The organism is Psychrobacter sp. 4Bb (assembly GCF_002836735.1).
GTDB lineage: Bacteria > Pseudomonadota > Gammaproteobacteria > Pseudomonadales > Moraxellaceae > Psychrobacter.
Map to the genome: position 1 here is coordinate 21,008 of NZ_PJAS01000073.1, position 14,112 is coordinate 35,119.

Sequence of the window (14,112 nt, forward strand, 5' to 3'; positions counted from 1 at the left end):
TTAAAAAGGGTAGCTTAATTATTAAGCTACCCTTTTATCTTGAGTGTCGTTTTAGCACCTGTCTTTTAGCCCAGTAATCAGAGTAGTCTTGTGCTTCTTATTAAATCACGTCATTATCACTTTACTATAAACTGGATTGAGTGACGAAGATGTTGTATCTAATGGTGACCCAGTTGGGCTGGCTGGCTTTTACGATTCTATTGATCGTGGTGGTCGCGTTATATACTAGGATAGCTCGAAAAATCGAGCATCTACGCCGCGATGTGACGACGCTGCAAGCTAAGCTGGAGCAGCAAAGACATCGTAGTATGACGCCTCCGTCTGCACCTTTCGTCGATGGAAGCAATTACGCACGCAATACTACTACTGACGATAATGATCTTAAAGACAATGTTCCTAAAGACAGTGACGCTAAAGACCATGATGCTAAAGAAATAACTTTTGACTCACAACATTCTTCTGCAGATAATCGGCTGCCTGTATCACCACCACCGCTTCCTACCGTTGCTTCAAACTCGACCACACCTGCAGCATCAAACATCTATGACGATAAATATATAGACGATAACGCCTCGATAAATACTAAAAACACGGCGTCTACCGCACCGATTGAGCCAGATGAACGCTCATTGCCTATTGTGACCTCACTGATTCATTCAATCAAAAACTGGTTTTTCGGTGGCAACTTGGTCGTGCGAGTCGGCGTATTGGTGCTATTGGTAGGTGTGGTGCTCCTGCTTCGCTTATTAAGCGAATATATCGAAATTTCGATTGCCACAAAGTTGCTAGCAGTTGGCGTTACAGGGTTAGCATTGGCAGCGCTTGGGTTAAAGCTGACGGAAAAACGCTTCTCATATGGGATTACGCTACAAGGCGCAGGCTTAGCAATTGCCTATCTAAGTACCTTTTTTGCTTACAGTGTTTATGAAATCATTCCTAGTATCCCAAGCTTTATCGGGCTTGGGTCATTGTCTGCCATTACCATTGCTCTCGCCGTACGTCAAAACGCTTTCCCGTTAGCATTACTGGCATTATCAGGTGGATTTTTTGCACCGATTTTGACCAGTGACGATACTGGCAGCTTGGTCACCTTATTTAGCTATTATCTACTGCTAAACGTCACCATTGCCGTCATTGCTCATTATCGACCGTGGAAAATATTAAATCTATTCGGTGTGACTGTGACATTTGGCTTGGCATACTATTGTGGTATCAGCGAAAACCTGAGCGCCGTCATTGAAACGCAGCGCTGGTCATTGGTAGCATTAGTAACCTTACACTGGCTGCTTTACTTGTTTGTCGTCATTCGTTATGCGCAGCAAATCATCACCTATAATGCGCTAAACAAAAAAGACCTCAGTCATGCTGACAATACAGATAATACAAAACACTTGGACAAAGCCCATGTAGGCAGCTCCTATGTATTCCCCATTGATACGGGTTTACTGTTTTCAGTACCGCTACTGGCCTTTGGTTTATTTTCTGCCTTACTAAACGACATCTCTAACGCCCTCACGATTACCAGTGCCATTTTGGCTACGGTTTATCTTGGCTTAGGCTGGTTGTTCATCCAGCGCAGTAGACGCTATGCTTTAATCACCGAAGGCATGCTGGCGTTAGGGTTAGGATTTTTTGCGCTCGTTATTCCGCTGGCGCTAGATGCTGAATGGATTGCTTTTGGTTGGTCTGTACAAGGATTGGCGCTAGTATGGTTTGGCAGGCGTTCGCTGCGGTCTTGGTCGGTGTTATTCGGCTTACTATTGCAGCTCGTCAGTATTGTTATACTAGTAACGACAGCGATATTCTCTATCGAAGACTATCCCGTTTTAGCCTTTAGTATTTCAGCCCTCAGCTATCTGGCGACCGTCTTTATCTTACGCGCTAGCAACTCCCCTGCTGTGCTGCTTAATAGCTTAGATAGTAGTAACAAACTTAATAGCCTTAACAATAAAGCTCCTACAAAATCCTCGGTCATCCAATCTCAATCCTCAGTCCTACAATCACAAACATTGGACGGCACATCAGATGTATTGACTGGCTATGCGCGTGCGCTGGGTGTCAGTACGCAAGCCGCGCAGCAATGGCTAACTTCTGTCAATAGTCAGAGCCGCGTATTCAAATTCGTTTGGCACAGCCCTAGATTCATCAAATTTTTGACATTGACCGCGATGGCTTGGATGCTACAAGTACTAATGCTTGATTTACATCATTGGTTTGATATCTGGCAATCAAGCACGATGGTAATTGCACTGGCAGCACTCATCAGCTTGATCACTTATTGGGTCATCAATCGCTATCGTCCGTGGGCAGAAATTAGACAGCTTAGTCATGGATTATTGGCCCTGTTCTACTTCATGCTAGTACTGCAACTGCCACAAAAATTTGAGCGAAATTTAACATGGGCAACAGCGGAATGGTTGGTATTCATAGGCTTAATAATCGGCTGGTTAGTCATGGGTCAGCTATGGCTAAAAACATGGTCTGATACATGGTCTGATAACAACAATATCTCACGTTATACTACTGCAAGCTGGCTAGGTACAGGCATATTAATTGTTGCTGCCGCGGCGCATTATGGTCTACCAGACTCTGATGGCGTAATGGCTTTCTTGTTTTCAGCAGTACTCATATTATTTGGGTTGTGGTTCAATCTTCGGTATTTCAGTCAAAATGCAGAAAATACATCGACCAATAAAGCTTCAGAACAAGGTCTACTGTACTGGTTTGATTGGCAACAGGCACTATTAGGATGCGCTACCATCTTTGCTCCCATTGCTTTACTGTGGGTTGTCTTTACGAATTGGTCTTATGACGGTGTGATTTGGGGACTGTCTTATTTTCCATTGTTCAACCTATATGACATCACATCTTGGCTGACGCTATCAGTTGGCTTTAGTCTGTATTACATCAGCCAACGTCGCCACAATGATACCGTTATCGAGTCGAGTACAGCTGCCAAATCTAAGCGCGTATTTACCGCTGAGAATTTGCTAATTATATTGGGACTGATCAGCTTTTGGTTGATTTCCAGCATGTTGGTCAGAACGCTACATGCCTTTATTGGCACACCACTTTGGAATGACTATCAAGGCGGCGCATGGCAAAGCGAGCAGGTACAAACTGGACTGACGATTTTATGGACGCTTTTAGCCTTGGTCGCCACCATCATGGCGAGTCGCTATTGGCAGCGTGCGCTTTGGTTTATGGGTATTGGGTTGTTAGGTATCGTCGTACTCAAGCTGGTCTTGGTAGATTTGTCACAGACTGAGGCAATTTGGCGAGTGATATCCTTCCTTGGCGCAGGCAGTTTAATACTATTAATTGGCTATCTCGCCCCATTACCACCAGCGCACGAGGAAACAGAAAACCAAAATCAAGCATAATGACAAATCAGGTTGGGTGAAATTGTGCCGTGAGTAAGGTGGTTCTGTAGTAAACTGGACATCATTAGAAAGTAAACGTTGATTGTTTTACTTTTAGCATTTTTTATAAAAGGTTATGAAAGCAGATGGATAAGAGAGCAAGTATTCAGTGGTTCCCTGGGCATATGAACAAAGCCCGTAACGAAATCAAAGAAGTCATGCCGCAGATGGATTTGGTCATCGAGGTCATCGATGCGCGTATTCCATATAGTAGTGAAAACCCAATGGTCGCAGCACTGCGCGGCGAAAAACCTGTTATCAAAATCCTGAACAAAGCTGACCTTGCCGATCCTGAGTTGACTCAAGCATGGATGGATTATCTCGAGCAGCAAGATGGGGTCAAAGCCATCGCTTGCGATACTGAAAAAGCCAATGATGTAAAACGCATCATCGCCATCTGTAAGCATCTCGTACCTAATAAAGTCGGTACGGGTCGTCAAATCAAAGCCATGATTATGGGTATTCCAAACGTTGGCAAATCAACGTTGATTAACACCTTAGCAGGGCGCGCTGTGGCCAGAACCGGTGATGAACCTGCCGTGACCAAATCGCAGCAGCTGATTAAGCTGGACGATGACATCATGCTCTATGACACGCCTGGCATGCTATGGCCAAAAGTTGAAAACGAAAACTCTGGCTATCGTCTCGCAGCGACTGGCGGTATCCGTGATACTGCTTTTGATTTCGCTGATGTAGCCAGCTATACCGCTGAGTACTTGATGCAAGCCTATCCTGAGCTGCTAAAAACTCGCTATAAAATTGAAGAGCTGCCAAAGACTGATTGGGAGTTCTTTGAAGTCGCTGGACGTAATCGCGGCTGTGTACGCGCTGGCAATCAAGTCGATACGTACCGTATGTCTGAGATTCTGATTAACGAGCTGCGTAGCGCAAAGATTGGTCGCATCACGCTAGAAACACCAGCGATGACTGAAGCGGAAGAAATCGTCGTCGCTGAACAACGACTCGCTGCTGAAGAGAAGAAAAAGGCGAAAGAGGAAGAAAAGCGCTTACGTCGTTTGAAAACGCGGAAGAATCGGAAGTAGACATCCAATAATATAAGCTACTATGAATCCTTTAATACCATCAGCTAAAACCATCCAAATTTATCTGCCAAAAGGTAACCCTCGTGGGTTGCGTTTGGCAGAGATGACTACTCGCACAGTAAGATTGATTGAAATCCCACGTATCCACATTGACGACTTTTTTGCGATGCCCGATGCCAATCAAGTTGGTTTGTATTTTTTGATTGGTGATACCGATAGTATAGAGAAGCCGTTACTTTATGTTGGACAAACTGGCGATCTTAAAAGACGTCTTAATCAACATGATGACAAAGATTTCTGGACACGGGCTTTTGTCATGCTCTCAACCAATAACTCTATGACACAAACCCATGCGCTATATATGGAACATAAAGCTATCGCAACTGCCATTGAGGTGGGTCGTTACGAACTAAAAAATGGAAATAATGGTAATAAACCACATACACCTGACCCATTAAAAGCTGATTGCGAGGAATTGTTCCACACCCTTGACGTTTTACTATCCACCTTAGGACAGCCTATTTTCGAGTCCTTTGCTATTCATGATAGCTCTTATAGCCACAAGCCTTATAAAAACAAATCGACTGATTCCACCATTGTTAAAGTCGCTCAAATAATCGATGAAGCTCCAACAAAACCTGTTCCATCCCTGTTTTACTATAAGGCAAAAGACGGTGATGCTAAAGGATACTATGACGACGATGGCTTTGTAATATTAGCAGGTTCTCTCATACGACAGACACAAACATCATCAGCTCCACCATTCGTAGCTAAATTGAAAGAGAGTCTACTCAGTAGCGGCAAACTCGTCACCGTAAATGCTAAAAGCTATAAACTCACTGAAAACCATTTACTTAAAACACCCAGTGGAGCTAGCGCACTAGTATCAGGACGTTCGACCAACGGATGGATTGAGTGGAAAAATGAATTGGGTGAGACTTTAGACAGTGTCTATCGATAAACTCTTACTTCTCTATAGTGATACTATCTATCCCCTTTATTTATAAACAATTAAGCCTCATATATTGTTAAATAGTTTTATCTATTTACCTTCTCGCTTGCCAACTCCAAACTCTATATATCCCTGTTCAACTTACAAGGAATGCTTTTGCCTACTCAATTCTCTCAATCACCTACTGCTCTAAACTCCTTCGCCCCGCGCCTACTAGATTGGTTTGCCGAAAACGGTCGCCATGACTTACCTTGGCAACAGCACCAAACCGATACGCCCAACCCTTATATCGTCTGGCTATCAGAAGTGATGCTTCAGCAAACTCAAGTGACTACCGTACTGCCCTACTTTGCACGCTTTATGGCGTCGTTTCCAACCGTGCAGGACTTGGCCGCAGCAGAATGGGATACCGTAGCAGAGCATTGGGCAGGGCTTGGCTACTATGCACGCGCACGTAATTTACATAAAGGTGCTAAGCAGTTGGTTGAGGTCATCGATGAAACGGGGGACTTTCCGCAGACACTAGCAGGATGGGAGGCGATTTCGGGCGTTGGGCCATCTACTGCTGGCGCGATTATGGCGATGGGATTACATCATTATGGCGTCATCTGCGATGGTAATGTCAAACGAGTGCTGACACGTTGGGCTGCAATTGACGGCGATATCACCAAATCTGCTACCACCAAAGATTTATGGGCATTGGCAGAGCGACTGACACCGACAGAAAACTCAGGATTGTTTGCGCAAGCCATGATGGATATGGGCGCGACATTATGTACCCGTAGCAAGCCTGCGTGTCTATTATGTCCATTGAAAGAAGACTGCCTAGCCCATGCGCAAGGGCGCGAGACTGATTATCCCGTCAAAGCAAAAAAGCAGCCAAAGCCAAGTAAGTTTAGCGATGCACTGCTAATCGAAAGTGTAGATGGTGACATACTATGGCTACAACGCCCTGACAATGGTATCTGGGGTGGATTATGGAGTTTGCCATTACAGTTCGTAGAAAAGGTTGATGGTAAAGCGAACACTAAGGCTACTGTTAAAAAGACGCTAGCTAGCGATGATAAGCCATCAAACACAGTAAACGATGTCCGTAGTAATGAAGAAGTATACGAAGCAGAGTTTACCACTGCTGAGCAAATCATTAATGAGTGGCTCATAAAAAATGAACTGGTGGCAAAATCAGTCAGCAATACTTTACTCGATGACGCCCCTATCAAGCATTCACTGACGCATTTTCACTGGTATCTGACCCCGCGTAAATTAACAATTAATGCGACGCAGGTAACTGAGTTAAATCAGAAGTTAGCAGCGGCTGAAATTGACTTTAAATGGCTAACCGAACAAAAAGCGCAGGACAGCCTAGGGCTACCTCGCGCGATGGTTAAGATCTTAGAGTAAAAAGTTGGAATAAAAAAAAGCGACTCATTATTAATAACGAGTCGCTTTTTTATAATGACAATCTAAAGGCAGCTGAGCCTACAGCACTCTAAGACTTTGGCACACGCAAGCGCATCAGACCTTCTTGTTGCACGGTAGCGACCAGTTTGCCATCTTGCCAAAACTGGCCATGGTTTAACCCTTTCGCATTAGACGTGGTATCGCTCCACATGTCATACAGCATCCATTTATTCAAATCAAAATCGCGATGGAAATGCATCGAGTGATCGATACTGGCAGCTTGCAGACCACTGGTCATAAAGCTAACACCATGAGACATCAGCCCTGTGCCAACCAAATAAAAGTCTGACGAAAATGCCAATAACGCTTGCTGAATAGCCACTGGCTGATTGCCCAATTCACGAATGCGTAGCCAGTTTGCTTGCTTAGGCTTCATAGGTTCTGGGCTAATCGGATTACGCGGCTTCACTGGCTTAATCTCGACATGACGGCGGCGCATAAATCTTGCCTTTAGTGCTTCTGGCACTTTTCCGACATTCTCTTCTTTTAAATCTTGCTCTGTTAGCAAGTCTTCTGGCGGTGGATAGACAGGCATGTCTTCTTGATACTCAAGCCCATCTTCCATCGGCGAAAACGAGGCAATCATTGAAAATATCACTTGCTCAACAGGCGGCTTACCACGTACTTCTTTGTACTGAATAGCGGTGACTTCACGTGCAGACAGGCTACGACCATCACGCAATCGGCGGACTTGGTATATCACTGGTTGGTTGATATCGCCACCACGCAAAAAATATCCATGCAGTGAGTGACAAGGTTTGTCTTTATCTAATGTATGCGCCGCTGCCATAATCGCTTGAGCGAGCACTTGCCCACCAAATATACGACTGCCCACATAGTCATGGCTTTTACCCTCAAACACATCAGGGGTAACTTCAATAAGCGCGATAGTAGCCAGCAGCTCATCAATCAGTTGTAGATTATCGGACATGACGATATGTTTCCTTATTTTTATCAAAAACGCTCAGCATCTGATGATATTGATGCCATATAGCCATCATATTTGAATGTAAAATAATGCGAGATCACTTGTTAAGATCTGTCGAAGGAGACCTTAAAATAAACATACAAACATCGTTAGCGATGTTATCACCGAATATTTATTTTCTATAGAAAAGGTAAACATCTTACCCAATATTGGTGGCTTTGACTAGTTGCTGTCAGCTTACTCATAAGTATTGCTTGTCAGTTTTTGCCAGACAAATCGCAACTAAAGAGCAAAGCAAGCAATCTCAACCATAAAAAAACGAGATGTATAATAACACCTCGTTTTTGACAAATACGTCGATGTTTATGGCTTAACTGCTACGAGTACACGAATAGAATCCGGCACTAGCGATAAGTTACCAAGTGCTTGCTCACCTTGAGCTTTAAGCTGCTCTAAACGCTCAATCTCTTCAGGACGCACGTTTGGATTGATCGTCTGTAGATGTTTTAGACGTTTGATTTCGCGTGACCACTGCTGGCTGAAGCGGCTACTTGCTTGCTCCCCAATCTCAGAAATCTGCTGACGAGCAATGTCTTCGGCTTCGTAATAACGCTGCTCAATCACATCGCCGCGTACTTTAATAACTTGGCGAGCACGGTTTTTATCCAAACGCTCAACGTGCGGCATAATCATCTCAGCACTGATACGAGCCGATAAATCACTGCCCTGCTCACTGATAAAGACACGGATATTTTGCGTGGACAAAGTCGCTGGCAGATTGAGCACTTTTGGCGCGATTGCTTCAACACGGAAGTTCACCTCTAGCAGTACCATACCTTGCGGAACAGCGGCACTTTTTAGCATAGCAACTGTCGTATTACCAAACGTGCTGGTACTCGCTAGCTCATAAATCGCCCGCATCAATGGATGCTCGTGAGTGATGAATTCGATGTCTTCACGCTGAAGCGCTTGCTCACGCTCAAAGGTCAGGGTCATACCGTCTTCATCACCAAGTGGTAAACCATCAATATAGTCACTGATCTCGGTGCTATCGATCGGTGCGATCACCCACGAGCCATCACGCTGGATATTGTGATCGATATTGGCAGATGCAAAGAAACGCTCAATAAAGTGCGGCAGCAAATTATTACCATCAAAGTCACGCATAGCGTCGGCGATCCGACCTGCGACACGCGGACGGCATGAGTTATACTCTAACAGACGGTCACGACCAGCTTGTAGCTGTGCTTCTAGTCCCAAACGTGTCTGTAGTGCCTCATCAATGATGTCTTGCAAGATGACATTATTTTCAGGTGTATCAGCACCTTCAAGCATTGGTTTTAGCTCTTGGATATATTGCTCTTGCACGCTTTGTGCCGTAGGCGATATCTGATTGAACATGTTCAGCGCATCGTTATACCACTGATACAGACGCTCTTGCGCTGTACCTTGTACGTAAGGCACATGTAGCATAATTTGCTGCGTCTGACCGATACGATCTAGACGGCCAATACGCTGCTCTAACGTATCTGGGTTAGCAGGTAGATCCCATAGTATTAACTGGCTTGCAAACTGGAAGTTACGACCTTCTGAACCAATCTCTGAACACAGTAGTATCTGCGCGCCTTCACTATCTGCAAAGAATGCGGCCGCTTGGTCACGCTCAAGCAAAGTCATTTGCTCAGTAAAGATAGCTGTCCTAATGCCCGCATGCAGACGCAGTACCGCTTCTAAACTCTCTACCGTCGCGCCACTACGAGCAATTAATAGCACTTTTTGATGCTTAAGCTCACCGCGCAAAATATCAATCAACCAAGAAACACGTGGATCATCTTCTAGCCAGCCACCATCTGGTTGGTTTTCTTCGCCCCATAGCTGCTCACGCAACTTACCATTGGTTTGATAGCTGTCTTTCCATGCCTCAGGAAGTGGCAATGGATATGGCTGGCTACTGCGGCCATAGAAACCTTTGACACTCTCACGTGTATTACGGAACAAAATACGACCTGTACCATGACGATCTAATAGCTCATTTAATGCATGTGTACGCAGTTTTTCATCTTCATTGATTGAGGATAGCTCTTCAATACTAATGTCTAATAAGCTACTTAAAGCAGCGATTTGGCCTTCATTCAATGGCTTTTCTTCTATCAAGACACCAGCAACTGCTGCTGTCTCTGCAAAGGCTTCTTGCCCATCGATAAATTCATCCAAATCGTCAAAGCGATCTGGATCAAGCAGACGCAAACGGGCAAAGTGACTTTGCGCACCAAGCTGCTCTGGCGTCGCTGTCAATAGCATCACGCCCGGCGTTTCTTCGGCGAAATCCGCAATTAGGTCATACTTATCATTGCCGCCCTGTGCTTCATCCCAATGCAGATGATGCGCTTCATCAACAACCAATAAATCAAACCCTGCATCCATAGCTTGATCATATAAGTCTGGGTGATCGAGTAATAGATCCATGCCACCAATGATACATTGCTCAGTAGCAAAGACGTTTTGTTCAGGATCGTGTTCTTTAATAGCCGCAGTACGCACTAGATCAAACAAGGCAAAGTTTAGGTTAAAGCGGCGACGCAGCTCAATCATCCATTGATACTGCAAACTATCGGGCACTAAAATCAATACACGCTCAGCTTTGCCCGTTAGCAACTGCTGATGAATAATCATGCCCGCTTCGATAGTCTTACCAAGGCCAACTTCATCAGCCAGTAGTACACGCGGTGCAATACGCTTACCGACTTCATGTGCGATATACAGCTGATGCTCGATGATATCGACACGTGCACCCATTAGGCCTTTTAGTGGATGACCTGCCAGCGCTGACTGCATGCGCAAAATGTCTTGGCGCAGCTCATACCAGTCACCGCGCTCAATACGGCCAGCAAGCAAACGCTCAAGCGGCTTGGCCAATGTGATATTGGCAGCAAGGCGGGTTTCCATGATGCCGCGCTCGTGCTCATCGACGCCATATTTAAGTACACCCATCACTTCATCAACGGCATTGACCGTATAGCTTTTGCCATCTTGGTCGTAGATGCTATCGCCCACTTTAAACACCACGCGCGATAATGGCGCAGAGTTTTTTGCGTAGACGCGTGTCTCTTCACTTTGCGGAAATAAAATATGCACACATCGGTCGTCAACATCGATGACCACACCTAAGCCAAGCTCAGACTCCGTATCAGATAAATAACGTTGACCAACGGCGAATTCAGTACTGTGCAATGAAGCAATAGAGATAGTCATAAGGCGATGTCTTTTGTACTCAGATAATGAAATTTAGATAGATAGCTTAGAAAACAGCAATGGCGGCTAACAATAGCTAAATAAGGTTGTTCACACCATAAAATGTCAAAAAGACATAGAAGAAGTGCCACAACACCAATCAAGCCAATCGTTAAGCCCAACCATTATATAACGTTAGCGGGTAGATGAGTGCGTTAAGTTGACTTTTCAAGAGGCAGCTTGCGATAGCTATGATTTTATCAGCTATTTAATCGATACTATGTCAGACAAATACACGATTGTTAAATAATACAGATTATCCTATTTTATCAGCAGCTTATATCTGTTCAATCGATATTTGGTTGATTCGTTTTTGACTAAAAATACCAACGTGCTACATTAAGCCGATAAGGATTCATGCGATAACCATTTATTCGCTGATTATCTATAAGACAACAATAAGTAAGGACTAGCCATGCAAGCCGTTTTTTTAGACAAAGGTACTTTTTCTGAAGGTATTGACCTGCCTGCACCAAGGGGTGTGAGCGACTACATCACTTATAACGACACGCCAAAAGACACGGCTGTCATCATTGAACGTTGCAAAGATGCTGACATTATTATTACCAATAAAGTCCAGATTGGTGCAGAGGTGATAGAGCAATTGCCGAAACTTAAGCTGATCCAACTGACTGCCACTGGCATGAATAACGTCGATCAAGCCGCTTGCGATAAGCACGGTGTCGCGCTTTTTAATGTCGCTGGTTATGCGGTCAAAAGCGTTCCCGAACACACATTTATGCTCATGCTGACAGCGATGCGTGCTGGTATTCATTATCACCAGAAAGTCGCTGATGGCACGTGGCTGGCAAACGGCAATTTTTGCCTGCTGGACATACCGCTGATTGATTTGGAGGATAAGACGCTAGGTATCATTGGTATTGGCACCATCGGCAATCGCGTAACCGAAATCGCTCGTGCCTTTGGTATGACCGTACTGTGGGCAGAGCACCAAGGACGTGAACCACGCAGCGACGACTATACCGCGTTTGATGAAGTATTAGCGCGTGCGGATGTGATCAGTCTGCACTGTCCATTAAATGAACAAACTGAGCATCTTATTAATAAAGACACTCTGGCTAAAATGGTTAAACGACCGCTCATCGTCAACGTCGCACGTGGCGGCATCATTGATAGCCAAGCATTAACTGACGCGATTAATAATGAGCAAATCATCGGCTATGCTAGTGATGTGTTTGAACAAGAACCGATCGCCGATAATGACCCTTTGCTCAGTATCAGCGACCATCCGCGTGTTATCTTTAGTCCGCATAATGCATGGGGCAGCAAAAGCGCCCAAGAGACCTTATGGCAGATGTTAAGCAAGCAAGTGGCCGATTTCATCGACAACCATCATTAATAATTACCAAGATGCTAACGACTAAATCGTAACCAGTCGTCTTTTATCTTGCGATACTTAAGCATGATTCGATCGCTTAGATAGTTGTTGGTCACAAACCAAGGATAGCGATCGCCTTGCTTAGGTAGCTCGTTTTTGCCGCGTCTGACATAACCAGACGATAGCGAACCCATTACAGTATCTACTTGGGCACAGGCTGTCATATCTGCAGTCTGTGCTTGTGGTAATGCGACTTGGTAGCGGTTTTTATGCATATATCCCAGCAGCCTCACTACATATTGACAAGCCAAATCGATTTTTAGTGTCCACGAAGCATTGGTATAGCCAAACAGTGCTGCCAGATTAGGTATGTCTTCTATCATGACTGCTTTGTAGGTCATACGCGTGCCAATATCGACAGCTTGACCATCGATATATACCGCAGCCCCGCCCAACATCTGTAGCTTTAAGCCAGTCGCAGTAACGATGATATCAGCGTCGAGATGCTGGCCAGATTGCAGCATAACTCCTGTTTCAGTAAAGTGGCTGATTTGATCGGTCACTACTGTTGCGCGTTTGTCCTGCAGGGCTTTGAATAAATCACCATCAGGCACCGCACATACTCGTTGATCCCATGGATTATAGTCAGGCACAAAATGCTTGCTATCAACGCCGCTACCTTTTAACTCTTTTTTCACCCCACTTCTTAAGACTGCCTTCATCACCTTGGGTGCATGAGTCGCAACTTTGTACAGGCCTTGTTGCCGTAACACGTTGCGCGCGCGTAGTAGCGTATAAGCCTGCTCTTTTGATAATGGTGAAAACTTGCCAGATAGCCAGTCAATAGCATGGTCATCACCCGGCACGCTTGCCACATAGGTCGGCGTACGCTGCAGCATCGTGACATGACGCGCACACTGAGCACTGTCTTTATCTACTAGCGCAGGTAACAACGTCATCGCTGTGGCACCGCTACCAATAACGACGACTTTTTTATCATCATAGTCTAGATTATTCCAATGCTGTGGATGGACGATTTGACCGTGAAAATTCTCTTCTCCTTCAAAATGAGGGCGATAGCCTTGCTCATAATCATAATAACCAGTGGCACCTACGATAAACTTGGCAGTCTTAACAAACATCTCACCGCTTGCATGGTTTTTGATGGTCGCTGACCACTGTTGATCCTCACTAGACCATGATATCTCCTGAACTTCATGCTGATAGTGGATATGTTCGGTCACCCCAAACTCGCGTGCCGTATCGGCGATATAGCGCTTGATATCATCGCCTGCTGCAAGCATTCTATAATCCAGCCACGGCCTAAAATTATAGCCAAAGGTCAAGGCGTCAGAGTCAGAGCGAATCCCCGGATAGGTAAATAAATCCCATGTACCACCTAAATCGGTACGCTTTTCTAAGATAGCAAAGCGCTGTGGAGGTTTTTGCTTATTAGTCGGTTTTGCCTGCTTTTGCTTTTGGGGAGCTTTATGACCGAATAGGCCTTTATGCTGCTGTTGCTGTAAACGGCAAGCCATACCAATACCTGCGATACCCGCACCGATAATCAATACCTCATAGTCGGCTACCTTATCCGTCTTTGACTTTTTACCTTTAAAGCGGTTTTTGATGGCCTGTTTGGTCGTGGTGATATCAAGCATACTTTCATCCTTGTA

General features: G+C 44.9%; 8 protein-coding genes. 5 read left to right on the forward strand and 3 right to left on the reverse strand.

Annotated features, from left to right (window positions below; all coding sequences use genetic code 11):
* The first annotated feature begins 149 nt into the window (after positions 1-149).
* The 4 genes from CXF60_RS11585 to mutY all read left to right on the forward strand — a co-directional run bounded on the left by CXF60_RS11585 (position 150) and on the right by mutY (position 6,818).
* A complete protein-coding gene (locus tag CXF60_RS11585) occupies positions 150-3,383 on the forward strand; it encodes a DUF2339 domain-containing protein (protein ID WP_102092070.1) in 3,234 nt (1,077 codons plus the stop codon).
* Positions 3,384-3,508: 125 nt separating this feature from the next.
* Positions 3,509-4,465, forward strand: a complete 957-nt coding sequence (ylqF, locus tag CXF60_RS11590) for a ribosome biogenesis GTPase YlqF (RefSeq protein ID WP_102092071.1) — start codon at positions 3,509-3,511, stop codon at positions 4,463-4,465.
* A gap of 22 nt (positions 4,466-4,487) precedes the next feature.
* The gene (locus CXF60_RS11595) at positions 4,488-5,426 is read left to right on the forward strand and encodes a GIY-YIG nuclease family protein (protein ID WP_102092072.1); all 939 of its coding nucleotides are present in this window, start codon (positions 4,488-4,490) and stop codon (positions 5,424-5,426) included.
* A gap of 141 nt (positions 5,427-5,567) precedes the next feature.
* The gene (mutY, locus tag CXF60_RS11600; protein WP_102092073.1) at positions 5,568-6,818 is read left to right on the forward strand and encodes an A/G-specific adenine glycosylase; all 1,251 of its coding nucleotides are present in this window, start codon (positions 5,568-5,570) and stop codon (positions 6,816-6,818) included.
* A gap of 88 nt (positions 6,819-6,906) precedes the next feature.
* Here the strand turns inward: mutY and CXF60_RS11605 are convergent, their stop codons facing one another.
* Positions 6,907-7,809, reverse strand: coding sequence for an acyl-CoA thioesterase (locus tag CXF60_RS11605; protein WP_057761915.1), 903 nt, complete (start codon positions 7,807-7,809; stop codon positions 6,907-6,909).
* Positions 7,810-8,169: 360 nt separating this feature from the next.
* Positions 8,170-11,058: an RNA polymerase-associated protein RapA gene (rapA, locus tag CXF60_RS11610; protein WP_180958147.1), complete on the reverse strand. Its 2,889-nt coding sequence runs from the start codon at positions 11,056-11,058 to the stop codon at positions 8,170-8,172.
* Between the two features lie 454 nt (positions 11,059-11,512).
* Here rapA and CXF60_RS11615 point away from each other — a divergent pair, with 454 nt between their 5' ends.
* The gene (locus tag CXF60_RS11615; RefSeq protein ID WP_102092074.1) at positions 11,513-12,457 is read left to right on the forward strand and encodes an NAD(P)-dependent oxidoreductase; all 945 of its coding nucleotides are present in this window, start codon (positions 11,513-11,515) and stop codon (positions 12,455-12,457) included.
* Between the two features lie 14 nt (positions 12,458-12,471).
* On the opposite strand, the gene CXF60_RS11620 is transcribed toward CXF60_RS11615, so the two are convergent.
* Entirely contained in the window at positions 12,472-13,974 is a 1,503-nt protein-coding gene (locus tag CXF60_RS11620; RefSeq protein WP_416376885.1) for a flavin-containing monooxygenase, read from the reverse strand.
* Positions 13,975-14,112 lie beyond the last annotated feature (138 nt).